Genomic DNA, 26,683 nt, shown 5'->3' with positions numbered 1-26,683 from the left:
CCACCCTGGCAATCGCATCCGCATGGATCTTACGTACGGCTGCGCTTGCAGCGCCGTCAACGCAGGCGCGTAATCATGGGCCGGAATTCATGCGGCCGAGGCGAAAGGCGCACGTCGGTTCACCCTCGACGAAGGCCTGAATGCTTGGTGCGCTTGGACTTCATCAGTCAGGTCCAATGGCTGCCCCCCCTAACCCCGGGGTGCATTTCCACGCTGATCAGCCACCGTTACGGGTCCGCCGGGCTCCCCCGCAAGCGACCGTTCGGTAAAGGCTACAGGTAGCTCAGGGCCGGCAAGGCGGCCCGGCGTTTCAGGCCGACCATCCAGCGGCATGCGAGCCAGAGCGGCGGGACCAGGGCTCCTGCGACCAGCCAGATCTGCACCGGCGCTCCAGCCTCGATTCGACCGGAGGCTCCGCCGAGACCGAGCGCCAAGGCGCCGTCATGGAGCAGTCGCAGCAGCCAGAGATGGGCAAGATAGAAGAACAGCGGCGCGCCGCCGAAGGTGCGCAGCCAGCCGAGGCTTCGCGCCGGCACTGCCTCGAATAGGGCGAGGAGCCCGAGGCCGAGGCCTAGCGTAAGCAGCAGAAAGTCGGCCGAGGGCGGGTACTTGGTCAGGTTGACGAAGGAGAGCGCGGTGAAGAGGGTCGTCGTCCCCGACTGCCATGGTACCGGCTCGCCGTAGCCGTTGAGGCACCGCAGGATCAGGAAGGCGGAGAGCGCCGCGCCGCCGAGTGCCAGGAGCCCCGCGCTGCGTGTGGGCGGCGCGACCGCTCCGGCGAAGAGCGGCCCCAGGGCGTAGCCCGCCGCTATCACGCCGAACCAGGGCAGCACCGGGTAGGAGGTCCGCGCCACGCCCCAGGGCAGTTCGATGAAGCCGCGCTGATGTAGGATCGACCAGGACACGTAGCCCATGTCGCCCGGTTGGAGCACGAGTCCGTCGAGCAGGTTGTGGCCGAGCATCACCGCCGCGGCGAAGAGGACGAGGGCAGCACGCGGTAGCCAGAGCAGGGCGGCCAGCGCCACCATGCTGAGGCCGATGGCCCAGTTCACCTGCAGGTAGAGGATCGGCGGCGCGAGGCTGCGGGTCCAGGCCAGGCTGACCAGTGTCACCTCAAAGAGGATCAGCAGCAGGCCGCGCTTGAGCAGGAACACGCTGGTCACCCACCGGTCGCCGTGTTTCTGCGCGTGGAGGCTGGCCGAGAGGCCGGTAAGCAGGATGAAGACCGGCGCGCACAGATGCGAGGTCAGCCGGGTCAGGACGAGGCCGGGCGGCGTCACGGCCAGATCCATCGGGTCGCGGACCTGGGCGTGCAGGTAGACGAACTCCCGCACGTGATCGACGAGCATGAGCAGCATGACGAGGCCGCGCAGGGCGTCGATGGAGACGATGCGGGACCGCGGACCCTGGGCTCCCTCGGAGGCTGTCGGTCTCATCGCACGCGCTCCGTTCCGATCCGGTGCAGGAGCCGGCCGACATCGACGGGTGTCCAGACCGCGCCGCCGCGCGGCTTGCGGACCCCACGCCGCGTCAGCTCGGGAGCGAGGCACTGGGGCGTCCGCCCGACCTCTCCGCCAATCGATTCCAGAATCGGCATGAGGTCGAGCACGTAGCGGCGCGCGCGCTCGGACGAGGCCCCGCGCCCCGCATCCCCGCGCCGGACGTGGGCGGCAGGCGCATCAACGGGCTGGCCCGCCGGGCTGCCATCCCCGGCTGCACCCTTCCAGTTCGCGCGCATCATGCGGGCCATTCGGCGAACCGGCGGTGAGCCAGCGCGGCGAGGAGCAGGGTTCCCGCAACCAAGCAACCTAGGGCCACCATCGCCTGACGCTCCGCCGCGGCGCGGGGCACGGAGGGCGCGAATGCCGGCACGGCATCGTAGGCGGTAAAATCGAGCCGCGCGGGACAGCCCGGACAGACCGGCGCGGGGTCCAGTGCCTGGGCGAGGATGCGGGGCTCGAAGAACGCACGCAGGTCCCGGCGGTACGCGGCGCCCGCCGCCAGGAAGGCGGAATGGCGCTCCGCGTCGGTTCCCGCCGCCATCTCAAGGGCGAGGGCGAGCACCGTCGTGGGAGATAGCGTTGCCAGCCGCCGGCTCCAGGCCGCCGCAGCCTGGGCATGGTCGTGCGCGGCATCTCGGTAGCTCGCCAGCGCTTCGTCGTAGAACGCATCGCGAGCGAGGCGCTTGATCTCGGGCGCCTCCGCCAGCCCCGGCCGACTCGCGGCATCCGGAACCTTGCCGGCAAGCCAGGCCAGGGTGATCCGAGCGCCTTCCTCACCGGTGTAGAACCGGACCTGTGCCTGCCGGCTCGCATCGATTGCCGCGATCCGTGAAGGCGTCGGCGCGAGGGCCTCGACCGCGTACCCGAGAGCGCTCGGCAGGGCGACAGTGACGATGGCCCAAGCCAGCACGAGGATCGCGAGGGCGGAGACGCCCCCGCGCCACAGGCTGGCCACCAGGGCGCAGGCCGACACCCAGAGGACGACGTAGGCGGCCAGGGTGGCCGCAAGGAGGGCCAGCGTACCCTCCCAACCGCCGAGCTCTCCGAGACCGCCCGATACGATGAGCGCCAGCGCCGTTCCACCGAGCACAGCTGTGATGGCGACCAGCGCCACGGCCCCGAACTTCGCGCTCGCCACGCGACGCGGCCCGACGGGCTGCGACGCGATCATGCGCAGGATGCCGTTGTCGTGCTCGGAGGAGAGCCGTGTGCCGGCGAGTGCGATGACGGCGAGAGGTACGAGGTAGACCAGCGCGAAGGCAAGATCGAAGGGGCCGAGCCTGAGCCGGGCGGTCGAGCTGGGTTCGTAGGCGGTGTCGTCGAAGACCGTGCTGAAGCCGAAGCTGGCCCGCATGATCGCGGGTTGCACGTCGGATTGACCGGCCGCGAATACGGCGAGCGGCGTCGGCGGCTTCACCGCGTAGGCGGCCATGAAGTAGGTCATGTAGCCGAAGGCGTAGGTGGGGTCCTGCCAGTAGTTCACTTTGATTGGCGAGGGCTTGCCATAACGCTCATGGGCGGCCTTGGCGTCCCGCACGACCCGGTCGGTGTTGGCGGCGGCCTGCAAGAGGGCGGCTCGCTCCATGGAGACGCGCCCTGCGCCCGTCCACGCCGCTAGGCAGAGAGCCACGAGGAGGGCGGCGAGGATCGCCCAGGTCAGGCGCTCGCGCAGGATCAGGCGCAGTTCGGCGCCGAGCAGGACGGGAAACCGGACGGTTCTCACGGCTTCAGCCTCCGGACAAGGGGACGGCACAGGAGCGCAAGCAGACCGAGCCACAGGGCGAGGACGAAGGCCGGAACGCGTGCGTTGGCCAGCGTGGTGGCGAACGGCAATGGCCGGTGGACGAAAGGCGGGATCTCCCCCCAGAGATCCGGTCCGGCGACGAGGGTGGTCCCGCCGCGCTGGGGATGGTCGCGGATCTCGGCGTTCATGCGTTCGGAGATTCGGCGCCGATAGGCCTCCGCCGCCCAGACGAAGTGGGCGTGTTGGGCGAAATCGGTGCCGGCGAGCGTCTGCGAGAGGGCCTGCAGGGCGACCCGCGGCGACAGCAGGCCAGCCCAGGCCAACGCCCTTTCCTGGGTCGCGAGGCTGTCGAAGAACGCGCCGAGCTCACGGTCGTAGACCGTGAAGTTGTAGTTCTCGTTCTCCGACATCATCAGGCCGCGCAGGTCCACGGGCAGTTCGTCGGGGTCGCTCACGCTATAGCGGGCGAGCACCTCGCGCGTACGGACATCGTTCGCCTCGGCGGTGCGATGCGCCCGAAAACCGGACTCGATCCGCGTCCGGACCTCGCGGTAGGACAGGGCGGGCATGACCGCGTCGACACCGACGATTGCGAGGCGGGGGGCCGCGACGCAAAGGACGGCCCAGACCGCGAGCGCCGCCGCAAGCGCGCCCCGGGCCGTACGTGCGACGAGCGAGACGAGCATCGCGAGCAGCAGAAATACGGTGGCATAGGTCAGCTGCGCCGCTACCCAGGTGAGCAGTCGCGGAACGGCCTGCCAGCCGGCACCCTCCTCGCTCACCACTGCGAGCGCGCCGATCCCGAGGAGCGGAAGCCCTGCCACGAGCGCCAGCGCGGCGAAGAGCGCCGCGAACCGGGTCGCGAAGAGCCGGCCCGGCGGGACGCCGTTGCCGAGCGCGAGACGCAGCGTGCCGCGCTCGCGGTCGGCGGCGAAGGCGGAGAAGCCGAGCAGGATGGCGGCGAGCGGCACCACGAGTTGGACGATATCGGCGACGCTGCCGAGGCCGGATCGCGCGAGCGGTCCGGCATCCTGGATGGCGCGATAGACCGCGTCGTTGAAAACGTGCGCCTCGACCCGCACCATCCGGCCCGTGTAGGGCTCGGTACCGGGATCGAGCACGGCGAGCGGTGCCGAGGGGCGGAACACCCAAAGGCCGAAATGGTCGGCCGAATGCGGGTTCTTGGTATCCTGGCCGAGCCAGCGCGCGCGCTCGGCGGCCGCGACCTGAGCGACCTCACCAGCATAGCGCATAGAATCCCGCCAGGCGCCGAGGCCCGCGACCGTGAGGAGCAGGACGAGGACGGCACCGATCCAGCGAAGGCGCGCATCGCGGGCGGTGCGCGCGAGTTCGGCCGCGAGCTGCCTCACGCCGCGCTCCCCGCCAGCCGCTCGATGTAGAGCCGCTCCAGGCTGACATGGTCGAGAGTCCGGGGGTCGATCTCCTCAACGATACAGCCACGGCTAAGGACACCGACGCGGCCAGCCATCTCGCGCACCCTGTAGAGATCGTGGGTCGCCATCAGGATGGCGGTGCCACGATCCGCCGCCGCCCGGACCGTTGTGGAGAAGTCCGCCGCCGCGCTCGGATCAAGGCCCGAGGTCGGTTCGTCGAGGAGGAGGAGCCGGGCACGGCGCGCGAGTGCCACCGCGATGCCGACCTTCTGGCGCATGCCCTTGGAATAGGAGCCGGCGGGACGGGCGAGGGCAGGCTCGGCGAGGCCGGCCTCCGCGAGGAGCATGCGTGCGTTCGCTTTCGTCAGATCGAGGCCGGCCAGGGTCGTGAAGTAGCGCAGGTTCTCCACCCCGGAGAGGCCGGGATAGAGCGCCACCTGTTCGGGGATGTAGGCCACGTGCCGGCGCGCGCCGACCGGGTCGGCGCCGGCATCGACACCGCAGACCCGGACCGTGCCGGCATCCGCCTTTAGGAAGCCGAGGATCAGGTTGACCGTTGTGGTCTTGCCAGCCCCGTTCGGCCCGAGCAGGGCGAAGACCTCCCCGGGACGGAGCGACAGGTCGAGGCCATCGAGGGCTTGGCGTTCGCCGAAACGCTTGCCCGCCCCCCGGATCTCCAGGACGAAGTCGCCCGAATGGGTCGTGACCTCAGTCATCAGAACCGCACCGAGATCGTGCCGGTGAAGCGCCGGGGCGCGCCGGGATAGACCCGGAACACGCTGTTCGAACTCTCATAGTAAGTGGTGTCGAAGATGTTCTCGACGTTAAGGCCGAAGCGCATGTTCTCGTAGCGGTAATAGGCCAGCGCATCGACAGCGATGTAGGCCGGCAGAGAGAAGCCCGAGCCCGATGCGTCCCCGGCGCGTTCGCCAACCCCGCGCACGCCGCCGCCCAGGCCGAGGCCCTTCCAGGGGCCGGCCTGGACCTCGTGCACAGCGAGCAGGCTGCCCGAGTGGCGCGGGATGTTGATCAGCGGTGCGCCCACCGGCAGCACGTTATCCTTGGTCACCACTGCGTCGGCGTAGACGTAGCCCGCCAGGATCTTGATCTCGGGGGTGATCTGGCCTGCGGCCGTGAGTTCGAAGCCCTGGCTGCGCACGCCGCCCGCCGCCAGCGAGAAGCCGCTGTTGTTGGGGTCGGCCGTCAGCACGTTCTGCCGCTCGATGCGGAAGGCCGCCGCCGTCAGGCCGAGGGCGCCTCCGAACAGATCGAGCTTGGCACCCACCTCGTAGCCGATGCCAGTCTCGGGCTCGAACGGCTCCGCGCGGGCCACCGCGAAGGCATCGGGGCCGATATTGGGCCGGAAGCTGGTGCCGACATTGGTGTAGAGCGAAAGCTCAGGCAGGGGCTGGTAGACGAGCCCGGCACGCGGCGTGGCCGCCACCCGCGATTGCTCTGACTGGGTCGAGTTCGTTCGCTCGCGAAAAGATTGCTCGAAGAAATCGAACCGGGCCCCGAGGAGCGCCTTCCACTCGGGGCTGAGCGCGATCTGGTCCTGGACATAGAGGGCGGTGTTGGTGACTCGTTCCAAGTTGTTGCGCCGGATCGTGAGCGGCGGCAGGGCCTGGCCGTAGCGGGGATCGTAAATGTCGAGGCTGTAGGGGCTCTGGCGGAAGTTCGAGCGATCATAGACCACGCGGCTATCCGTGCTCTCCCGCTCGAAGCCGAGAAGCAGGGTATGACCGAGATCACCGGTGGCGAAGCGCCCCACCACCTCGGCCTGACCGATGGCGGTATCCCAGCGGTAATCGCGGAAGTTCCGGTCGCGCAGGACGGTGCGATTGTCCGCGGCGAGGCCACGGACCTCCGCCGATTCCCCGACCAGCGAGCCGGTGTTGAAGTGGGTGGCGAGGCGCATCTGCCAATCGGCGTTGAAGCGATGCTCGACCCGCACCTGCATCGTGTCCGAGCTCTGATACGTGCTCTGCCCCGGCTCGCCGAGGAAGCGGGAAATCGGCAGGAAGCCGAGTTGGCGGTTGATCGCAATCACACCCCGGTCGACCACGACGCGATTGCGCAGGAACTCGGTCTCGACGGTGATTTTCGTGTCCGGCGTGACCTGCCAGCTCACGACGGGAGCGACGAGGAGCCGGTCGCTGTCGACAAAATCGCGAAAGCTGTTCTGGCGTCCGCCCGCAAAGTTAAATCGGTAGAGCAGCGTGCCGTCCTCGTTGAGCGCGCCACCGGCATCGACCGTGTCGCGGAACTGCTCGAAAGAACCCCAGAGACCGCCCATCTCGACGAAGCGCTCAGCGGTCGGCTGTTTGGTGACGAAGTTGACGAGGCCACCTGGGTCACTGCGCCCAAACAGGCCGCCACCGGGGCCCTTGAGCACCTCGATGCGCTCGACGTTCTGGGTGTCAGGCGGCGGCGGCGAGCCTCGGTTGATCGGGAAGCCGTTACGGTAGAGTTCCGAGGTAGTCGTGCCACGGATGGCGTAGCTGAACACCGTCAGGCCGCCAAAATTGTTCTGCTGGGCGACGCCGGGCGTATAGTTGAAGACCCGGTCGACGCGGGTGGCGGCGAGATCTGTGATGACCTCGCGCGGCGCAACGGTGACGATCTGGGGCACGTCGCGCTGGGGCGTGTCGGTCTTCGTGCTGCTCACCGCCCGGTCGGCCCGGTAGCCCGGGGTCGGACCGATCAGGCCTATCCCCGGGGAGGGGCCAGCACCAGCGACCACTGGAGCGCTCCCGCCAGTAGCCTCCACGGAGAGTTCCTCCAGCGTGACGGCCTCCTGCGCCCGGGCCTCCAGTGCAGGCGCGCCCGCCGAAAGGATTGCGGCAAGCGCGTAGTGCGATCCTCGACGCCTCGACATCCGACGACGCTTGGCCGGAACGGGCAGGGTCAGGATCGCAACCTTCGAGGTCGCCAGGTTGGGACGAAGGGGCACCGGTGCGCTCAAGGTTGTCGAGCGACGGCCGAGCGGGTGCCCTCGCGGGACCGGCTGCGTCAGTAGCCAAGCCCGCTCATGCGCTCCGCCGGGACACCCCGCCCGAGAGACGTATCGTTGTGCAAGGCAGGTCTCCTGGCTCGCGGGTCGTCGCCCTCGCCTCGGCCTTCCCAGTACGTCGCACCAGTGACCATGGACGGTGAGGGCTCACCGCTAACAGTTGCGGGGGCAGCTTCGGAAGCGCTCCTGCGAGCACCCCGAATTCCCTCTTAGCCCGCGAGCCGACGACCCGCAGGAACCTTGACGGTCAGACATTCGCCGGGCGCCGCCGCATAGTCAATCGAGGGGGCGTCATTTTCTCGCAACATTGTAACATTGCATCAGTCTGGTCCCGGACCGTTGTCCGTCGCCAGATGGATTGGGACAGTCCGCTCTTTTCAGGTGCGGAGGCTCTGATCCATCGGGGGTGAAAGGTTATGCAGCCTGCGCCTAGTGGCGCAATCGGCCGATGCTCGATGGCCTCCACGATAAGCGCTTATGGACGTCTTCTGGTCGAAAGCAGTCGGACCGCATTCCACCCAACCCGGTCGTAGAGCGGGCTGGCAGGTGTCAACCTAACTCGGCCGCTCATTCCGTTGTCTTTGTTACCTGTAAGCGTGTTTCGGACGGCTCTATGACGCGCGTGCCGCGACGCAAGCTCTGCGGCGTTTGACCGAACATGCGCAGGAAAGCCCGCCGCAACCGATTGCGATCGGTAAAGCCGGTGTCACGGGCAACGACATCCAACGCATGGCGTCCGTCTTCGAGCATACGTTGCGCGGCCTCTAGGCGAAGGCGCTCTACGGCCTTGGCCGGGGACTGTCCGGTCTCCTCGCGAAAGATCCGGCTGAATTGGCGGGGACTTACACTCGCGGCGTCAGCGAGCTCCTCGACAGTCAGCGGATTGGCCAGATGCTCTCGGGCGTATACGAGCGCGCGGCGGACGCGGTCGGAGCGGGGCTGCAGTTCTAAGAGCGCGGAGAACTGGGACTGGCCGCCCGGGCGGCGGTGGTAGACGACGAGCTTGCGCGCCACCATCCGCGACAGGTCCGCGCCGTGATCGTCTTCGATCAGGGCGAGGGTCAGGTCGATGGCCGCGCTCATCCCGGCGGATGTCCAGATGTGTCCATCGGAGACGAAGATGCGGTCGTCGTCGACGCGGACGCGAGGAAACCGAGCCTGCAAGTCCCGGGCATGGGCCCAGTGCGTGGTCGCGGTACGGCCGTCGAGCAATCCCGCCTCGGCCAGGGCGAATGCCCCCGTGCATAGTCCTGCGACGCGTCGGGACGTCTGGCCCGCCTCAGCGATATAGCTGCGCAGGGCAAGCGTGAGGGGGCGGGGAAGCAGCTCGCCGACGACCATCAAGGTGTCCGGCACGAGGGTGAGCGGAACTGTCTCGATCCGGATGCCCAGCGACGACCGGATCGTTCCACCCTGCTCAGACATAACTGTCAGGCGGTAGGCTTCGTATCCGAGTTCCACGTTGGTGAACTCGAAGGCCGATAGCGCGGCCAGTCCCATAACTTGGAACCCGTCCTCAAGAATGAAGCCGACCTCTGGCATCGAAACCACCACCGCTCATGTCCTGAATTGACGCTTTTACGTCATTTCAGACATCGCCGTCCAGCCGTAGTGTCGTGCCGTCGCAAACAGCCAGCGGCGCATGTCGAAGGACCACGACCATGAGTAACAAGCTGGGAACCGTGCTCATCACCGGGGCCTCCTCAGGCATTGGTGCAGTCTACGCCGACCGCTTCGCTGCGCGCGGCCACAATCTCATCCTAGTGGCACGCAACAGGGCGAGGCTCGATGCCGTCGCCGAGACACTGTCGGGTCGCCATGGCATTACGGTCCGAGTCGTCGCGGCCGATCTGGCGGGCGCTGAGGGGCTCCGCGAAGTCGAAGCGATCCTGAAGACCGAGGCCAGCATCACCCATCTGGTCAACAATGCCGGCTTCGGCAGCGCCGCGCCCTTGGCGTCCGCCTCGGTGGACGACATGGAGCAGATGATCGCGATCAACGTCACTGCCCCGACGCGCCTGACTTACGCGGCCGTCCCACGTTTCACAGCGCGCGGCAACGGCACGATCATCAACATCGCCTCGATCGTCGCCATTGGCCCGGAGGCACTCAACGGCGTTTATGGCGGCACGAAGTCCTTCGTCCTCGCCTTCAGTCAATCACTGCGCAAGGAACTCGCCGGCACCGGGGTGGCCGTACAAGTCGTCCTGCCGGGGGCGACCGGCACAGAGTTCTGGGACATCGCCGGGCTGCCGTCCAGCAATCTTCCCGAGGGGTGGGTCATGTCCGCCGCCGATCTCGTGGACGCGGCTCTAGTCGGCCTCGACCGGGGCGAATTCGCCACTATTCCGTCGCTGATGGAGGGGGCCGAATGGGAGGCCTGGGAGGCCGCTCGCCAAGCGATGCTGCCACACCTGTCGAGCGCCGTGGCGGCCGACCGGTATCGGGCCGGTTGAAACGATTCACGCCGAGTCGCCGGCCCGGACATCGCGGTTCCGAGCGCAGCGGGTTCGCATCGGCCCGCAAACACGTGCCTGCCGAGAACTTCGTTGTAAAGCCGGTCTCTGTCGCGAACCAGGGACTGCCTCTGCGAAATCTGCTAATTTCGCCGAATACTTGCATAAAATCCGACGCAGGGAGAAGGCCGTGCTGACCATCGGCGTTCTAGCGATCCCGGAGCTGAAGCTGATGTCGCTCTCGGCCATGGCGGTGTTCCAGGTCGCGAACAACGTGGCCGGCGAACCCGTCTACGACCTGCACCTTATCTCTGAAGCGGGCGGTCCTGTTCAGACGAATGCGGGCTTTACCGTGTTGACCGAGCCGCCCGGCGAGACGGCGTTCGACACGCTCATTGTCGGAGCCTCCACGGGCGCGGGGGCGGGCTCGCCGGTCCTCCTTGCGTTCGTGCGCCGGGTCGCCGGGCAGGCGCGGCGAGTCGCATCCTTCTGCCGGGGCAGCTTCGTGCTGGCGGAGGCGGGCCTTCTCGCGGGCCGTCGGGTCACGGCCCATTGGCGCGACAACGCGGAACTGGCGGCGCGCTTTCCCGACCTGCAGGTGGAAACCGACCAGCTCTACGTTCGGGACGGGGCGATCTGGACTTCGGCCGGCATGACGGCCTCCATCGACATGGCCCTGGCGCTGGTCGAAGACGACCTCGGGCCGGGGGCGGCCCGCGAGGTCGCCCGCCGGTTGCTCCTCGATCGCCGCCGCTCCGGCGGTCAGCCGCAGGCCTCCAACCTCCTGGACTTGGAGCCGAAATCCGATCGGATCCAGCGGGCCTTCGCGTTCGCGCGCGGCCATCTGCGGGAACCGCTCAGCGTGGCCCGCCTCGCCGATGCCGCCCACCTCTCGCCCCGGCAGTTCAACCGGGCGGTCCAGGCGGAGTTCAGCCTGTCGCCGGCCAAGGTGATCGAGCGCCTGCGTGCCGATGCCGCCCGCGTGCTGCTGGTGCGGAGCCGGCACTCTCTCGATGTAGTCGCCATGGAAACTGGATTCGCCGACAGGGAGCGGATGCGCCGCGCATTCCTGCGGATCTACGGGCTGACCCCACAGGAGATCCGGCAGGGACTGTTGCGAGACAGGCACGCCGCGTGAAGCAGTTGCATGTCCGAAAACGCTGCGTTTATGACGTTTGCGACTGCATCGGCCAGACTTATCCATAATGCAGTGCGGGGCAAACCTTTCGGAGTAACGCGGCCATGGTGAATCTGACGGTCAATGGCCGGCCATATGCTGTCGAGGCCGAACCCGACACGCCGCTCCTTTTCGTCCTGCGCGACAGCCTTGGGCTGAGCGGCACCAAGTATGGCTGCGGCATCGGACAGTGCGGCGCCTGTACGGTCCTCCTCGACGGACAAGCGACGCGCTCCTGTCAGATCCCCCTGGAGAGCGTTGGGACGCAGAGCGTCACCACCATTGAGGCAATCGAGCGGGATCCAGTGGGCGCCAGAGTCGTCGCGGCCTGGATCGGCATCGAGGTGCCGCAATGCGGCTACTGCCAGTCCGGCCAGGTCATGGCGGCGACCGGCCTTCTGAAGGGAACACCGAAGCCGACTGACGACGACATCGCCTCGGCGATGACCAATCTCTGCCGCTGCGGCACCTACAACGCTATTGCCGCCGCCGTGCGGCAGGCCGCGGCTTGAGGGGAGACGGTATCATGAACGACCTCACGCCCTCCTCGCCGACCGCCGGCCGCGAGCCCATCCGCAACCTGTCGCGGCGAAACTTCCTCGGTGCCGCCACCGGCGCCCTTGTGCTCGGCGTCAACCTTGGTTCCAACTCAGTCGGCGCCGGGGAGCGACCCGAGGGCGCGGCCGCCATAGCGCCCAAGCCCGGCACGCGGGTCGCGGCCTTCCTGGAGATGCGGTCCGACGGCACGGTGCGCCTGCTGAGCCCGTTTGTGGAGGGAGGCCAGGGCATCAATACCGGCCTTGCTCAGACCATCGGAGAGGAGTTCGACCTCGACCCGGCGCGCTTTGCCGTCGAATGCGCGCCGCCCGGCCCCGATTACGCCGTCGTCAACGGCCTGCGCATGACGGGGGGCAGCTTCTCGACCCGTTCCAGCTATGCGGCTATGCGGCGCCTGGGCGCCACGGCCCGCGAAATGATGCTGCGCTCCGCCGCGGCCAAGCTCGGCGTCCCGCAGGGTCAGCTCACCACCGATGATGGCCGGGTGATCCACGCCGCCTCCGGCCGGTCGCTCGGCTACGGCGAACTCGCCTCCGACGCGCTCGTCCTCCAGCCACGGGACGACGTGCCGCTGAAGGACCCCAAGAGCTTTCGATGGATCGGAAAGCCGGTCGCGCGGCTCGACATGCGGGACAAATCCACCGGCCGGGCGGTCTACGCGATCGACATTCGCCTCGACGGGATGCTCCACGCGGCGATCCAGCACGCTCCGCATCTCGGCACGGAGCCCGAGACCATTGCCAACGAGGTGGACATCCGTGCGATGGCTGGGGTTGACTCGGTGCATCTCCTGCCCGGCGCGGTGGCGGTCGTGGCGGATTCCTGGTGGCGGGCGCGTAAGGGCGCGGAGGCACTGCAAGTAACCTGGACGAGCCCTGCTCAGGACGGGATCGCCACGGTCTCTAAATCCTTCTCGTCGGCTGCGATGCTCGCAGCCCTGAAATCCACGACGGAGCCCGGCATCGCCGCCGAGCAGGAGGGCGACGTCGCGAGCGCCTTCGCAACGGCGGCGAAGGTCATCGAGGCGGAATACGATGCGCCCTACCTCGCGCATGCCCAGCTTGAGCCCCCCTCGGCCATCGCCCGGTTCGAGGCGGATGGTAGTCTCGACCTCTGGCTGCCCAATCAGATGCCGGAACTGTTCCAACAGGTGGCGGCCGGCACCGCGGGAGTTCAGCCGGCGCAGGTACGCATCCATTCGCCAATGCTCGGCGGCTTCTTCGGACGCCACTTCTACTACGGACCCGCCAACCCGTTCCCACAGGCAATCCTCCTCGCGAAGGCGACCGGACGACCGGTCCGGGTGCTGTGGTCGCGCGAGGAGGAGTTCGGCATGGATGCGGTGCGTCCCTTGAGCTTCGCCCGATTCCGTGCAGCTCTCGGGAGCGACGGAATGCCAGTCGCCATGCAGACGACGGCAGTGGGCGAAGGCCCCATCGGGCGCTGGTTTGGTGCTCTGTTTAAGTCGCCGGTGGATTCGTCTGTCGTGGAAGGTCTCGACAAGAAACCCTACGCCATCCCAAACCGGCGCCTCGATTACGTGAAGGTGCCGCACCCTGTCACGATCGCCTTCTGGCGCTCTGTCGGACATTCGATGAACGACTTCTTCTACGAGAGCTTCCTTGACGAGATCGCGGCCGCCGGAGCCAAGGACCCGTTTGCGCTCCGCATGGCGCTTCTGAAGGACAGTCCGCGCCACCGAACCCTGCTTCGGGCCGTCGCCGATTTGGCCGGTGGCTGGAAAGGCGGGACGTTCCAGGCAGCCGATGGCACGCGTCGGGCGCGCGGCGTCTCCATGGCCTCGCCCTTCGGTTCCGAGACGGCGACCATTGCCGAAGTCTCGCTGAAGGACGGCGAGGCGCGGGTGCATGACCTCTGGATCGCCATAGATCCGGGCAGTGTGGTCAACCCCGCGATCGTCAAGCGGCAGGTGGAGGGCGCAGCCGCCCTCGGGCTCTCTTCAACGCTCCTGGAGCAGGTCGTCTACGAGGACGGGCAGCGTCAGGCGCGCAACTTCGATGCCTATCCTATCCTCGACCGCGAGCGCATGCCGCGCGTGCACGTCGCCATCGTTGAGAGCGGGGCGCCGATGGGGGGAATTGGTGAACCGGGGCTGCCTGGCGTACCCCCGGCCGTGGTCAACGCCGTTGCGACGCTGACGGGGCAGCGCATCCGCAGCCTGCCACTCGCAAAGACCCAGCTGTCCGGTGCCTGATCCCGATTGCCTCGCTTCGGATGTCCCCCCGGGTGCCTGCATAGAGAAAGTGCGGCGATGACGATGCCTGTTGCCGCGGACAATCTGCGGCTTGCCTCCGCGGCGCGCAAACCCCTATTCGATTACCTGCCGGTAAGCTTGTTCGGTTCCGTGATGGGACTGATAGGGCTCAGCATCGGGTGGCGGCTGGCAAGCGTCCGGTATGGTCTGCCTGCGGTCATCGGCGATGGGATCGGCTGGAGCGCGCTCGCCGTATTCGGCCTCCTAGCCCTGGCTTACTTCGCCAAGGCGGTGACCGCATGGACGAGCGTCCAGAGTGAGTTCCGGCACCCGATCGCCGGGAACCTCTTCGGGACGGTGCTCATCAGCCTGCTCCTGCTGCCCTTCGTGCTCCAGCCACTCAGCCCGTTCCTGGCGGCGGCGGCCTGGATGCTCGGCGCCGGCGGGATGATCCTGTTCGCCTTTCTGATCGTCAGCCGCTGGATGGGCAGCCGGCATCAGCTTGCCCACGCAACACCGGCCTGGATCGTGCCGGTGGTCGGCCTTCTCGACGTGCCACTGGCGGGGCCGGCGCTCGGACTGCCGCACACCCAGACCCTGATGATGTTCTCATTGAGCATCGGGTTGTTCTTTGCGGTTCCCCTCTTCACCCTGGTTTTTGCCCGGCTCGTGTTCGAGGAGCCCCTGGTCCCAGCCCAGCGGCCGACCCTGATGATCCTCGTGGCCCCCTTCGCGGTCGGTTTCTCTAGCTATGTGGCGACGTTCGGTCGGGTCGACGCCTTCGCAGAAGCACTTTTCCTCATCGCCCTGTTCGTCTTTGCCGTGCTTTTAGGCCGACTGCGCGATCTACTGCGGTGCTGCCCGTTCCGGATCTCGTGGTGGGCTGTAAGCTTCCCCATCGCCGCCATGGCGGTAGCAGCGTTACGTTATGCGGGGCATGCTCAGGCAATCGCCGCGGATGCGCTGGCGCTGCTGTTGCTCGGCCTTGCCACGGTGATCGTCGTCGGCCTCGCGATGCGCACGCTCGTCGGCATTGCCCGGGGCGAACTCCGTCAACTCGCCGGTTAGTCCACGTACTCCGTCGGCCGGCGAACGCGGAGAAGACTGTTCGAGCGCCGGTGCGCAGGCGGACCAGTGTGGTACCCGTTGCAAGACCGCGCGCCTGCTTGACTAAGACGCGCGATCGATGCTGCTTCTGATCGTACGATGGGGGAAAGACATGGAAACCATCGGCCGCGACCTGAACGAGATGCAGCGCGTACCCCTGGCCGCCGCGCATGTCGCTGCGCTCCGAGCCGCCGGTACCCAGCGGCTTTACCCGGCCGGGACGTTCCTCGCCCGCGCCGGCGAACCGGCCGACCGCTTCGTCTACGTCATCGCCGGCGAGGTCGAAGTGGTGAACCCGTTCACCGACGAGCGCCACCTTCCGTCCACCCTCGGGCCGACGCAGTTCATGGGCGAAATCTCGATCCTGAACGGCGGCACCTGGTCGATGCCCATGCGGGCGGTCACCGAGACCTGCGTCATCGAGGTGCCGCGGGCAGACATGCTGCGGCTGATGTCCGAGATTCCCGAAATGTCGGATATCGTCATCACGGTGCTGGCGGCACGGCGGCGGCGGCAGCTCGATTCGCGCGACGGCACGCTGGTCCTCATCGGCGAGGATGACGACCGGGCCGTCCGGCGGATCGCGGAATTCGCGAGCCGCAACCGCTTCCCCTATCGATCCTACGCGCTCGGCACCCCGGAGGCGGGGGCCATCGCGAAGAGCTGCGCGATCTCCTCCGCTCGTCCGGCTGTGATCTTCGGCCGGGACATCGTCGTGACAAACCCGACCCCGGACAAGGTCGCGGAGCTGCTCGGCCTGAATTACAACCTCGTCGACGACGAGGCCTTCGACGTGCTCATCGTCGGCGGCGGCCCCGCCGGCGTGGCGGCCGGCGTCTATGCCGGGGCGGAGGGGCTCCGCGCCCTGGTTATCGAGGATCTTGCGATCGGCGGCCAGGCCGGCACGTCCAGCCGCATCGAGAATTACATGGGCTTCCCGACCGGCATCTCCGGCGCCGACCTCGTCTGGCGCGGCGAGGTCCAGGCGATGAAGTTCGGGACGCGGTTCGCGATGCCGCGCCGGGTGGTGAAGCTGGAGCGGCTCGAAGACGACGCCTTCTGCGCGACCTTCGATAACGACCAGCGGGTTCGCGGGCGCGCGGTCATAGCCGCGACCGGCGTGCAGTACCGACGATTGCCGATCGACCGCCTCGAAGCCTTCGAGGGCGCGGGCGTGTATTACGCCGCGACGGAAATCGAGGCGCGCTACTGCAGGAACACCCAGACGATCATCATCGGCGGCGGCAACTCGGCCGGTCAGGCGGCGATGTTCCTCAGCCGCTCGGCGGGCCACGTGCGCCTCCTTGTGCGCGGACGGTCCCTCGCCACCTCGATGTCGAGCTACCTGTCCAACCGCCTGGAGGCGGAGCCCGCGATCACGATCGAATACGGCGCCGAGGTGACCGCCCTGTTGGGTGCGGATCACCTCGAAGCGGTGACGATCCGCAACGTCGCCGACGGCACCCTGCGCACGGTCTCGACCTGCGCCCTGTTCGTGATGGTGGGTGCCGCGCCCAACACCGGCTGGCTTTCCGGCCTCGCCAAGCTCGATGCCCACGGGTTCGTGCTGACCGGGGAGGCGATCGGCGAGACCTCGCCCTACGCGACGTCGCAGCCCGGCCTCTTCGCGGTCGGCGATGTGCGCGCCAACTCGGTCAAGCGCGTCGCATCCTCGGTGGGCGAGGGATCGGTCGTCATCTCCAAGGTTTGGGACTACGTCAACGCGTGATCGCCTTGCATTCACCCGTTAGTGAACGTCAGCTTATTTGATCCCCCGTCCGAAAGCAGACAGGCAGGAACCGACCCAACCACGTCTTAGGAGTTCGTCGATGGTCGCCCCAAAAGCGGCCATTCATCCGGCGGCAGGAGGCGTCCGAGCGCCCGGCATATCGAACAGGAGGCAGGTGGTGCTCGCGGTCGCGACGAGGCGACCTGCCTCGTCGCTGATGCGGCCCTCGGCTACGGCTTGCTGACGGCCAGCGTGAACGACCAGACCGACTGCGGTGAGCAGGCCGGACCTCTCCGTGGCCGCGCGCAGGAAGTTCACTTTGAACTCAAGTGTCGTGTAACCCCGCCCGGCGGGTAGGGTTGAGTGCACCGCGCACCCCATGACGCTGTAGAGGAGCGTGGCGAGGGCCCCCCATGCACCGAGCCCAACGGATTAAAGAGGTACTCGGCAGCCGGCATGCGCATGCTGGCCGTGCCCTTATCCACCGCTACGAACTTGATACCGAGCAGTTGGATTGCAGGCGGCGGCGGGATGTCCCCCGCCATGAGCGCCCGCAGGAAGTCGATGCCCGCGGGGCCCTTTCCAGCTGCTGCGGCGACGGAACGGGGATCGGCCCATTCGACCGTCCTCCGCCTTTCCGGCGAATGTACTGTCGGAGGCGCTTTGTCTGCCATCATCGGACCCCATGGAGTGACCGGACGCCCGGCCCGCCGGGGCGACGGCTTTCGTTGTCGATGCGTCCGCAGTTCGAGCGGCGTCCAGCGCGGGGCGGACACCACGTCCGCCGTCGATGCGGAGAGTGACCAGACCGCGTCGGATGCCGTCGCGAAGCATCGGATGCGTGAACTTGGTCGTTGGGACCGCCTCCTCGCACCGATGGGATCCCCATGTGCGATGGCGTCCCCAACGACGTGTACGATGTCGAAGAGCGACCAGAAGCTTTTCGTGACGATCAGGTCACGTGCCGGCCGCTCCCAAATGAAACATTGCGTTCAGCATCTATTTCAAGTCGCCAAAAGTTTTTAATCAAGTCCCTTGCCTTACTCCGGTGTGATGGAGGACCCAGGGCCTACGTCAGCCGCGCAGCGGCGGCGAAAGTGTGGGCCTTGCCATCGTCGAGGGGCACCGGGACCATCCTGTTCGTGGCGAAGGCAACCGCGTTCACGGCGCCCATGGCAACGAACCCCGCCGCCAACGCGACGAACATTCCCGCGATGCCGAACCCCAACGCCACCGCTATCCAGGCCCCACCGAGCGCCACCCCCATGCGTAGAAGACTGGCGGCAAGCGGCCAGCCGACGCGACCGGCGCCCTGGGCGGCGAAGTAGAGGGCCAGCCCGAAGCCGAAGAACCCGTAAAACGGAGCGACGATGCGCAGGTACAGCGAGCCCGTTTCGAGCATTGCCGGATCGTCACCGAACAGGCCGAGCCACGCGGCGGGATGCAGGGCTGCCACGATCCCGATAGTCTCCGTCAGGACACCGGCCACGACGGCGCCTGTCAGCGCGGCCCGTCGCGCACGGGCATGGTCGCCAGCTCCGAGAGCCGTTCCGACGATGGCGGCGATGGGCGAGCCAAGCCCGAACACGAGCGGGACCAGGAGATATTCGAGCCGTGCGCCGGTACCGTATCCTGCTACGGCAGCCGGGCCCGCCATCCCGACGAAGCCGGTCGCGGCGATGATGGTGACGTTCGAGGTCATGCTGGCGATACCCGAGAGCACGCCGATGCGCAGGATCTCGCGGGACGGTGCCCAGGTCAGGTTGGGGAGGCTGAGGCTCGGACGCAGGACACCCCGGCCGGACCAAAGATAGGCGGCGAAGACCGCGGAGCCCGCTGCGTAGTAGGCGACGAACGCGACGCCGCCCCCGATGATCCCGAGCGCCGGAAGCGGACCCCAACCGAAGATGAGCGCGGGCGACAGCGGGATCAGCACGACGGCGCCGAGGCACGCGACGATGGCCGGAAGCGCCATGTTGCCGGTACCGCGGATCACCGCCGCGAGCGCGTTGAACAGCCAGATCAGGATGGCGCCGCCGAAGACGATCGTCGCGTATGCGGTCGCCGCCCCGAGCGATCCACCGGTCCCGCCCATCAGTGCGTAGAGGGATGGTCCGAGGGTCAGGGCGAGTAAGCTGGTGGCGATCCCGAGGCCGACGCCGAGTGCCGCCGCATGCCATGCAAGGAGCCCCGCATCCGCCTGCCGCCCGGCCCCAAGGGCGCGCGAGACCGCCGATTGGATGCCTCCGCCGATGCCGCCTGCAGAGAGCATTTGGATGAGCATCACCACCGGGAAGACGAGCGCCATGCCGGCCAGCGCATCGGTGCCAAGTGCCGCGACGAAGTACGTCTCAATCAGGCCGACGGAAGTCTGGACCATCATCACGAGGATGTTCGGCGCCGCCATCCTGGCCAGGGTCGGCATAAGGGGGGCTTCGAGCAGGCGGCGCGTGCGAACGTCCATGTCGAAACCCTCAGGCGTTCCATTGGTGGGGGCCGGGCCTGTCGGAGTCCGCGGGCGCCGCTCGCAAGCGGGCATCCTCCGAACTTCCGACGATGGCTTGCAACGACGCGACCTCGGCTTCGAGCCGCGCAATGCGTCGGTCTCGGATTTCCCCTTCGGTCAGGCCCATCGCGGCTTCGTAGTTCACGAGACTGTCCCGGATATGCCGCCACGCGGCTGGCGAAGACAGATTGCAAAACGAGGGGCCGATCATGTTCATGCCCCTGTTCGGCGCTGCCTCAATCCACGGGGATTGAGCGGAGGTGGAAACTCGGAGCCGCTCCCCCACCCTTCGCCAACGGTGAAAGCCGTCCCAGTTGCCCCTCGGCGACCCAGATCCTGTCGCCTGCGACCGTCAAGCCGGTAGGACCAGCGAACTCCCGGATCGGTTCGATCCGAGCCACCGCGCCAGCGACCGTGACGCGGCTGAGAGCGCCGCTGCCCTCGACCATCAGGAACCCGTCCTTGAAGGTCCGCAGCGCGTCCGGGAACTTGAGGGGGCGCGTCGTTTCGAGTTTCGTGATCGGGCCGGCGGTCCCGTCCTTCACCTCGATACGGAACAGCTCCCCGCCGAGGAAGGTGTTGACGTAGAGGTTGCCGTCCAAGCCGAAAGCGATGCCGTCGAGCCCCTTCTTGAGCGCCTCGTCCTCGACGAAGATCTCGAACTCCGCGGCGCCCGGCCTCAGCCTCAGGATCTGGGGGGCGAAGGTGTTCGTGACGTAGAGCGCGCCCTGTGCATCGAGGACGAAGTCGTTGGCGAGGGCCTTCTCGCCAGGCAACCGAATGCTCTGCGTCAGGGCGCCGGTCGCGAGGTCGAACGCCTTGACCCAGCCGCCTTCCGTCGTGGTCGGCCCCTTGGCCCCAATGGCCGTGGCATCGTTAGAGGCGACCCACAGGGTTCCACGTTTCTCGTCCGCCAGGACACCGAAGGTCGACCGCGTTCCGTGATCGCCGGACTTCAGGAATGACGTCGCGACCTCGCCGTCCCCGGTGATCTTCAGCACGCCACCGTCTGCGATGCTGCTGACGAAGAGCGTGCCGTCCGAGACCGATGTCACGCTCTCCGGGAATCGGGCGCTGTCGGGCAGGCGTATCTCCGACGTCCGTTCGGACGCCACGGCGGCCAATCCCACCCCAGCGAGCAGGATCGTCAGCATCGACAGCCTAATCGAGTGCCGCAGCGGTTCGACGTGTCTCATGACCTAACCCTTCGATTGTTCGTCGGTTGGCGACGAGGCCCGCGTTCCCGGTCCGTCACCAGGGATCGAGCAAGCCGCCGGGCGCGCCGGCTCGCGGACGAGGATGCATGTGCGGGTCAGATGGCTTCCAGCAGGAGCGCGATGCCCTGACCGCCACCGATGCAGAGGGTGACCAGACCGCGCCGGATGCCGTCCCTGCGCATGGAATGGAGAAGCCGCGTCGTCAGAACTGCACCGGTCGCCCCGATGGGATGGCCATGCGCGATGGCACCGCCCTCGACGTTGACGATGTCCTCGGGCAAGCCGAGTTCCTTGGCGACCGCCAGTGGGACGACGGCAAATGCCTCGTTGATCTCGACGCGCTCGATGTCGCCGAGGGACCATCCGGCGCGGTCCAGCGCCTGGCGGACGGCAGGCACGGGCCCCAGGCCGAACAAGCCCGGTTCGCAGGCGCCGATGCCATGGGCGACGAGGCGTCCGAATGGTTGCAGCCCAGCGGTTTCTGCGAAGGCCCGCTCCGCCACGACCATCGCGGCCGCGCCCGAGTTCAGACCCGGGGCATTGCCCGCGGTGATCGTGCCGTCCTTGCGGAAGGCCGGCTTCAGCTTGGCCAAGGTCTCCGCCGTCGTCTCGGGACGGGGCGCCTCGTCCCGCGCGAACGTCTCCAGACTCTTCCGCCCCTTGATCTCGACGGGAGCGATCTCCTCGTCGAATGCGCCGGTGGCCTGTGCCTTGGCGAACCGCGCCTGGGAACGGGCCGCCCAGGCATCCTGCGCTTCGCGACCGATTTGGGACTTCACGGCGAGATCCTCGGTGTGCCAACCGGAGTGCTCGCCCGAGAAGGCATCGTTGAGCCCGTCGTTCAGCATGCTATCGAGGATTTGGGCGTGCCCCATGCGATGCCCCCAGCGGCCCCCCTCCATCAGGTACGGTGCCCGGTCCATGTTCTCCATGCCGCCCGCGATGGCCACGTCGTGGCGGCCGAGGCGGATCTCGTCCGCTGCCGTCGCAATGGCCTGGGCCCCGGAACCGCAGACTCGGTTCACCGTCAGCGCCGGCACCGCGACCGGGATACCTCCATTCACGGCGGCTTGGCGGGCCGGGTTCATGCGGTTGCCGGCTTGGACGACATTGCCCATCGTGACGCTTCCGAGCAGGCCCGCGTCGAGGCCCGAACGGCGAAGGGTCTCGCGAATGGCGAAGGCGCCGAGATCGGTGGCGGAGACCCCTTTAAGGCTGCCGCCGTAGGTGCCGATGGCGGTACGGACCGGACTGCAGAGAACGATGTCACGCAAGGTTTTGCCCCTCCAGGGTTCTGTTCGGCGATCCGCTTCAGGAGATCCTGAACCAGTCGGAAATATCCCAGGTCCGGTCGGCATCCGGCGCGGCATTGGTGTCTGTGACCGGGAGGCGTGCGGTGTCGGGATTAGACTTGGTGCCGGGATCGGTCCCGTTGCCGGCCTTCGCGCCGGTGCCGGCCTGAGCTTCGACGGCTGCCACGTCACGACTCGTGGGTGCGTTGTGCATGATCGCAAAACCCCATCGATGGACAGTCGATTTCATGACGCCGCCCCATTGCTGCTGGCCAATTTAAAATTACGATCAACATTTATTACGATTGGACAGGGGCGTCAACCGTCCCGGGTCCGCCTGGAAGTAATCTGGTTCTCGGGGGCCTAGACGGCTCGCTCGGCTGACATCCGCCTGAGGACGAGGCTCGCGTTGACCCCGCCGAACCCGAAGCCGTTCGACAGGGCATACTCGACGGGGATGGAGCGGGCGGTTGGGCCGATGAGGTCCATCCCCGTCGAGGCGTCATCAGGATCAGCGAGGTTCAGCGTCGGGGGCAGGATGCCGTCGCGGAGTGCCATCGCCGTGATGATCGCCTCGACGGCGCCGGCGGCTCCGAGAAGGTGGCCTGTCGCGGACTTGGTCGACGAGATCGCCGGCCCCCCCTCACCGAACACCGAACGGATGGCGGCCAGCTCGCCGGCGTCGCCGACCGGGGTGGCCGTCGCATGGGCGTTCACGTAGCCGATGTCGGCGGGTGTGAGCCCCGCCATCGCAAGGGCCGTGACGATGGACTGCCGCGCACCGCTCCCGTCCGGGGGACCCGCGGTGAGGTGGAAGGCATCCGCGCTGGTGCCGTACCCGACGAGTTCGACCAATGGGACCGCACCCCGCGCCAGGGCATGGGCCAGCGTTTCCAGAACGAGGATGCCCGCACCCTCGCCCATGACGAACCCGTCGCGGCGCCGGTCGAACGGGCGGGATGCCTCGGCGGGCGCGTCGTTGAAGCCGGTGGACAGGCTGCGTGCCGCGGCGAAGCCGCCGAGCGCCACTCGGGTGACGCACGCCTCCGCACCGCCGCAGACGACGACGTCCGCCTCGCCGCTGCGGATGAGGCGCATGCCGTCCCCGATGGCCTGGACGCTGGCGGCGCAGGCCGTGACCGGGGCTCCGAGCGGTCCCTTGAAGCCGTATCGGATGGAGACATGGCCGGCGGCGAGGTTGACGAGGAAGGCCGGTACGGTGAACGGCGAGAGGCGCGAGGCGCCGCGTGTACGGACGGTCTCCACCGCGTCCGTGATGGTTTGGAAGCCGCCCACCCCGGATGCGATGACCGTCGCGGTCCTGATGCGCTCGGCCTCGCTGCCCGGCTTCCAGCCCGACTGGCGCAGCGCCTGATCAGCCGCGACCAGCGCGAACTGAATGAAGCGGTCCATCTTCCGGCGATCCTTGACCGGGATCAGGGCGTCCGGGTCGAAGCCGTCCGCCTCCTCGTCCTTCGTCGGCACGATCCCCGCCACCTTCGCGTCGATGTCAGGAACGATGTCGTCTGGCAGACGCCGGAGGCCGGACTCCGATGCGACGAGACGGCGCCACATCCCCTCGACGCTGCTGCCGAGGGGAGAGACTACGCCCATCCCGGTGACTACGATGGGTTCGCGCATCGACGGTATCCTGTGTTTGAGGGAAGCGCGTCGTCGCGGCGCCCAGGCCATTCGACCCGGCGAGCCAGCCACGACTGCGGGCGGTCACGATGTGACGGATGTCTTCGCCGCTTGGAGCAGTTCCTTCGCCAACGCCTCGTCGTCGACGGCCCGGGCGAGGACGACGGCGCCCACGAGCGTCGACAACGTCGCCAAGGACCGTTGACGGCGGCGCTCCTTAGAGGCCTTCGGCGTTAGGCCCGCTACGATGGACGCCAATCGCTCGACGCCATGGGTAAACCTTGCCCGGACGGAACTGCCCCGAGGCTCGCGGGCGACATCGTTCGCGAGGGCGGCGAGTGGACAACCTCTCCCGGGGGTCTGGACGTGGCCGAGGGAGAGGTAGTTCTCGACGACCGTATCCAGGTTCCCGCGGTATTCCTCCGCCAGCGCGACGTCGAACGCCTCGGCCGCCAGTGCTTCCTTGTTGGCGAACTGACCGTAGAACCCGCCGTGGGTGAGACCGGCGGAGCCCATGATGTCCGCCACCCCGATACCGTGGAGGCCACGCTGACGGAACAGGGTCGCGGCGACTTCGACCACGCGTTGGCGGTTCAGCCTAGCCTGCTCCTGTGAAACCCTCGGCATCCACCCGTCCTTCGAAGCTCGTGAAACCGATATAGATGCTTTGGGTAATTTAAAAAAGAGCGACCCATCCTTTCCGGTGCGAAGCGATAGGTTTTCGCGGCCTCGTCGTAGGCCAGCATATCGAACCTCGATTGGAAGAGGCGGGGCGAATGCCGACCCTGCCGGGGCCGCGGACGTCGATCAGCGCATCGACCGTCTCAAGCGTAGTCGTGCGCGGTTCTCGACCGACTCGCCGGAGCGGTCGGTTCGGCTTGGGCTCGAAACTGGACCGTACTCCCTCGCCCTTAAGCGGACGCTCCCGCTCCGACCCCGCCATATCTCACTCGTTGACGCCCAATCATTGAGTGGCGACGGCCGCGCGAACGCCGGCCATGAAGGTAGTGGTGAAGTTCGTTACCACCTCGAACGGATCGACAACGCCGCCGTGCTCCTCGATCCGGTCATCGAGCAGTAGAACGGCGATGCCATGCACCATGGACCACATAACCAACGCTTCCTTGACTGCCGGTTCTGGCACCCCAGCCGCCAGTAGAGCGGTGTGGACTATCGCGAAGACCTCGTCGGCGGCCGCTTTCAGATCGACGTATTGCGGCTTGGCCAGATCCTTACCCATCATCAGCCGGAACACGGCGGGCTCCGCCAGCGCAAAGCGCAGGTACATGTGACCGATTGCGGTCACGCGGGCAGTCGGGTCCTCGGGCGCACTGGCTGGATCGTACATCGCACCAAGACGTTGGAAGCCGCCCGCTGCGATCTCGGCCAGGAGCGCTTCGCGGCTTGCGAAATGACGGTAGGGCGCGGTGTGGGACACGCCCAACGCCCGCGCGACTTCGCGCAGCCCGACCTCTGCAACGCCACGCTCGACAAGGATGCGCTCGGCTTCGACGCGTAGTGCCGTCTTTAGGTCGCCGTGGTGGTAGGTGGCCCCTTTTTTCGGTTCCTTCGGCTTCACCACCCGCTCCCTCTCCGATATCGACAATGATATGTTGACACTGCAAACTTCTCCCATATGTTAGCTCTGTCAACATGGAGAGAACAATGAATGACGCGGTGAATAACTCAACCCTTTCCGACCCGGCAGCGGACGCCAAGCGCATCTTGGCGGTGCAAAAGGCCGCTTTCCTCACCGACATGAACCCGGCTCGCTCGGTCCGCATCGGCCGGTTGAACCGCATCGAGAAGATGCTGAACGACCATGGCCCTGCGTTCGTGTCCGCGATCTCGGCCGACTTTGGCAATCGTCCGGAGATCGTGACGGATTTTGCGGAGATCACGCCGATCATCGCCACCGTCCGGCATGCCCGGAAACATCTCGCACGATGGTCGAAGGCCCGCAGAGTCGGCGTCGAATTGGCTTGGCGCCCCGGAAGCGCGAAGATCATCCCCCAGCCCCTCGGCGTCGTCGGTATCATCGCGCCGTGGAACTACCCGCTGAACTTGGCTCTCACGCCGCTTGTCGCCGCGCTGGCGGCAGGAAACCGTGCGCTCATCAAGCCGTCCGAGTTGACCCCCCGCCTGAGCGGACTGTTGAAGGCCAAGATCGCGGAGTATTTCCGCGAGGACGAGGTTGCGGTCGTGACGGGAGGCGCCGACGTTGCCAGCGCCTTCTCCGCACTTCCCTTCGACCACCTGCTGTTCACCGGCTCGACGCAGGTCGGTCGCAAAGTCGCCGAGGCCGCAGCGCGCAACCTGACACCCGTGACGCTGGAGTTGGGCGGCAAGTCGCCGACGATCATCGACCCTTCGGCCGACCTCGCCACGGTCGCCGAGCGCCTGTCCTTCGCGAAGTTCCTCAATGCCGGCCAGACCTGCCTCGCGCCCGACTATGCGTTGATACCGCAAGCGCTGCAGGCGCCGTTCATCGAGGCCATGAAGGTCTCGATTGCCAAGCAGTATCCCTCGATTGCGGGCAACGCCGACTACAATAGCATCGTCAGCGAGCGGCACGCCGACCGCCTGCGCGCCCTTATCGAGGATGCGCGGAGCAAGGGCGCGACGGTCATCGAGATCGGATCGGCGGGCAAGGACCGCCGGACAATCGCCCCGACGCTCATCCTCGGTGCGACGCCCGAGATGACAGTAATGCAGGAGGAGATTTTCGGGCCGCTCCTGCCCATCGTCACCGCGAACACCCTCGACGAGGCGCTCGCCTTCATCAACGCCCGCGACCGGCCGCTGGGTCTCTATTGGTTCGGCAAGGACAGTGCGAAACAGCGAAAGGTACTGGCACAAACGATCTCCGGCGGCGTCTGCATCAACGACGCCATGACCCATTACCTCGTCGAGAAGCTGCCCTTTGGCGGCGTGGGTGCCTCCGGCATGGGGCACTATCACGGCGAGTACGGCTTCAAGACCTTCTCGAAGGAGAAGCCGGTCTTCTTCCAGTCCCGCTTCTCGGGTGCGTCGGTGGTCTACCCGCCGTTCACCGGGTTCTCGCGCAAAGTCGTGAACGCCTTGCGGTGGATAGCCTGACGGCTCGTGCTGAATCGACTTCGCCAAGCAACC

Annotated in this window: 23 protein-coding genes and 1 riboswitch; of the genes, 7 read left to right on the top strand and 16 right to left on the bottom strand. The window is 67.2% G+C overall.

Annotation, left to right across the window (positions count from 1 at the left end; translation table 11 throughout):
* Nucleotides 1-272: 272 nt before the first annotated feature.
* From RQI43_RS02370 to RQI43_RS02340, 7 genes are all read right to left on the bottom strand, one after another.
* Nucleotides 273-1,436, bottom strand: coding sequence for a heparan-alpha-glucosaminide N-acetyltransferase domain-containing protein (locus tag RQI43_RS02370; RefSeq protein WP_311274071.1), 1,164 nt, complete (start codon nt 1,434-1,436; stop codon nt 273-275).
* The gene (locus RQI43_RS02365) at nt 1,433-1,741 is read right to left on the bottom strand and encodes a hypothetical protein (RefSeq protein ID WP_244478054.1); all 309 of its coding nucleotides are present in this window, start codon (nt 1,739-1,741) and stop codon (nt 1,433-1,435) included. The genes RQI43_RS02370 and RQI43_RS02365 overlap by 4 nt, the downstream gene beginning before the upstream one ends.
* Nucleotides 1,738-3,225, bottom strand: a complete 1,488-nt coding sequence (locus RQI43_RS02360) for an ABC transporter permease subunit (protein WP_311274070.1) — start codon at nt 3,223-3,225, stop codon at nt 1,738-1,740. Before RQI43_RS02360 ends, RQI43_RS02365 begins: the two co-directional genes overlap by 4 nt.
* Nucleotides 3,222-4,616, bottom strand: a complete 1,395-nt coding sequence (locus RQI43_RS02355; protein WP_018042858.1) for a DUF3526 domain-containing protein — start codon at nt 4,614-4,616, stop codon at nt 3,222-3,224. Before RQI43_RS02355 ends, RQI43_RS02360 begins: the two co-directional genes overlap by 4 nt.
* The gene (locus RQI43_RS02350; RefSeq protein WP_311274069.1) at nt 4,613-5,356 is read right to left on the bottom strand and encodes an ABC transporter ATP-binding protein; all 744 of its coding nucleotides are present in this window, start codon (nt 5,354-5,356) and stop codon (nt 4,613-4,615) included. The genes RQI43_RS02355 and RQI43_RS02350 overlap by 4 nt, the downstream gene beginning before the upstream one ends.
* On the bottom strand, nt 5,356-7,518 hold the full coding sequence (locus RQI43_RS02345) for a TonB-dependent siderophore receptor (protein WP_026175774.1): 2,163 nt from the start codon (nt 7,516-7,518) through the stop codon (nt 5,356-5,358). Before RQI43_RS02345 ends, RQI43_RS02350 begins: the two co-directional genes overlap by 1 nt.
* A gap of 182 nt (nt 7,519-7,700) precedes the next feature.
* Nucleotides 7,701-7,911: riboswitch (cobalamin riboswitch) on the bottom strand.
* Between the two features lie 309 nt (nt 7,912-8,220).
* Entirely contained in the window at nt 8,221-9,195 is a 975-nt protein-coding gene (locus RQI43_RS02340) for a GlxA family transcriptional regulator (RefSeq protein WP_056453542.1), read from the bottom strand.
* A gap of 119 nt (nt 9,196-9,314) precedes the next feature.
* Here RQI43_RS02340 and RQI43_RS02335 point away from each other — a divergent pair, with 119 nt between their 5' ends.
* The 6 genes from RQI43_RS02335 to RQI43_RS02310 all read left to right on the top strand — a co-directional run bounded on the left by RQI43_RS02335 (nt 9,315) and on the right by RQI43_RS02310 (nt 16,895).
* On the top strand, nt 9,315-10,109 hold the full coding sequence (locus RQI43_RS02335) for an SDR family oxidoreductase (protein WP_056453545.1): 795 nt from the start codon (nt 9,315-9,317) through the stop codon (nt 10,107-10,109).
* Nucleotides 10,110-10,299: 190 nt separating this feature from the next.
* On the top strand, nt 10,300-11,247 hold the full coding sequence (locus RQI43_RS02330; protein WP_056453548.1) for a GlxA family transcriptional regulator: 948 nt from the start codon (nt 10,300-10,302) through the stop codon (nt 11,245-11,247).
* Between the two features lie 104 nt (nt 11,248-11,351).
* Complete coding sequence (locus RQI43_RS02325; RefSeq protein WP_056453551.1) at nt 11,352-11,798, top strand: (2Fe-2S)-binding protein; 447 nt, start codon at nt 11,352-11,354, stop codon at nt 11,796-11,798.
* A gap of 14 nt (nt 11,799-11,812) precedes the next feature.
* Entirely contained in the window at nt 11,813-14,059 is a 2,247-nt protein-coding gene (locus tag RQI43_RS02320; RefSeq protein WP_056453554.1) for a xanthine dehydrogenase family protein molybdopterin-binding subunit, read from the top strand.
* A gap of 63 nt (nt 14,060-14,122) precedes the next feature.
* Nucleotides 14,123-15,127: an SLAC1 anion channel family protein gene (locus RQI43_RS02315; RefSeq protein ID WP_056453632.1), complete on the top strand. Its 1,005-nt coding sequence runs from the start codon at nt 14,123-14,125 to the stop codon at nt 15,125-15,127.
* 151 nt (nt 15,128-15,278) lie between these two features.
* A complete protein-coding gene (locus RQI43_RS02310) occupies nt 15,279-16,895 on the top strand; it encodes an FAD-dependent oxidoreductase (protein WP_056453557.1) in 1,617 nt (538 codons plus the stop codon).
* Between the two features lie 123 nt (nt 16,896-17,018).
* On the opposite strand, the gene RQI43_RS02305 is transcribed toward RQI43_RS02310, so the two are convergent.
* From RQI43_RS02305 to RQI43_RS02265, 9 genes are all read right to left on the bottom strand, one after another.
* A complete protein-coding gene (locus RQI43_RS02305) occupies nt 17,019-17,276 on the bottom strand; it encodes a PaaI family thioesterase (RefSeq protein WP_244478055.1) in 258 nt (85 codons plus the stop codon).
* A gap of 688 nt (nt 17,277-17,964) precedes the next feature.
* Complete coding sequence (locus tag RQI43_RS02300; RefSeq protein ID WP_056453559.1) at nt 17,965-19,359, bottom strand: MATE family efflux transporter; 1,395 nt, start codon at nt 19,357-19,359, stop codon at nt 17,965-17,967.
* A 10-nt stretch (nt 19,360-19,369) separates the two neighbouring features.
* Nucleotides 19,370-19,618, bottom strand: coding sequence for a hypothetical protein (locus RQI43_RS02295; RefSeq protein ID WP_056453562.1), 249 nt, complete (start codon nt 19,616-19,618; stop codon nt 19,370-19,372).
* 19 nt (nt 19,619-19,637) lie between these two features.
* Complete coding sequence (locus tag RQI43_RS02290) at nt 19,638-20,597, bottom strand: hypothetical protein (RefSeq protein ID WP_311274068.1); 960 nt, start codon at nt 20,595-20,597, stop codon at nt 19,638-19,640.
* A 116-nt stretch (nt 20,598-20,713) separates the two neighbouring features.
* Nucleotides 20,714-21,892, bottom strand: coding sequence for an acetyl-CoA C-acetyltransferase (locus RQI43_RS02285; protein ID WP_056453565.1), 1,179 nt, complete (start codon nt 21,890-21,892; stop codon nt 20,714-20,716).
* Between the two features lie 37 nt (nt 21,893-21,929).
* Nucleotides 21,930-22,097 carry a hypothetical protein gene (locus tag RQI43_RS02280; protein WP_162241501.1) on the bottom strand — a complete coding sequence of 56 codons (168 nt, stop codon included), beginning with the start codon at nt 22,095-22,097 and terminating at the stop codon, nt 21,930-21,932.
* Nucleotides 22,098-22,273: 176 nt separating this feature from the next.
* The gene (gene fabF / locus RQI43_RS02275; protein ID WP_311274067.1) at nt 22,274-23,551 is read right to left on the bottom strand and encodes a beta-ketoacyl-ACP synthase II; all 1,278 of its coding nucleotides are present in this window, start codon (nt 23,549-23,551) and stop codon (nt 22,274-22,276) included.
* A gap of 84 nt (nt 23,552-23,635) precedes the next feature.
* Nucleotides 23,636-24,178: a TetR/AcrR family transcriptional regulator gene (locus RQI43_RS02270; RefSeq protein ID WP_056453574.1), complete on the bottom strand. Its 543-nt coding sequence runs from the start codon at nt 24,176-24,178 to the stop codon at nt 23,636-23,638.
* Between the two features lie 337 nt (nt 24,179-24,515).
* The gene (locus tag RQI43_RS02265) at nt 24,516-25,133 is read right to left on the bottom strand and encodes a TetR/AcrR family transcriptional regulator (protein ID WP_056453577.1); all 618 of its coding nucleotides are present in this window, start codon (nt 25,131-25,133) and stop codon (nt 24,516-24,518) included.
* 83 nt (nt 25,134-25,216) lie between these two features.
* Between RQI43_RS02265 and RQI43_RS02260 the strand changes: the two genes are divergently transcribed.
* Nucleotides 25,217-26,650 carry a coniferyl aldehyde dehydrogenase gene (locus RQI43_RS02260; protein WP_056453580.1) on the top strand — a complete coding sequence of 478 codons (1,434 nt, stop codon included), beginning with the start codon at nt 25,217-25,219 and terminating at the stop codon, nt 26,648-26,650.
* Nucleotides 26,651-26,683: the final 33 nt, after the last annotated feature.

The sequence above is a fragment of the Methylobacterium sp. WCS2018Hpa-22 genome (assembly GCF_031843785.1).
Lineage (GTDB): Bacteria > Pseudomonadota > Alphaproteobacteria > Rhizobiales > Beijerinckiaceae > Methylobacterium.
The sequence above is the reverse complement of the archived record's forward strand: the minus strand, read 5'-3'. Positions and strand labels throughout refer to the sequence as shown.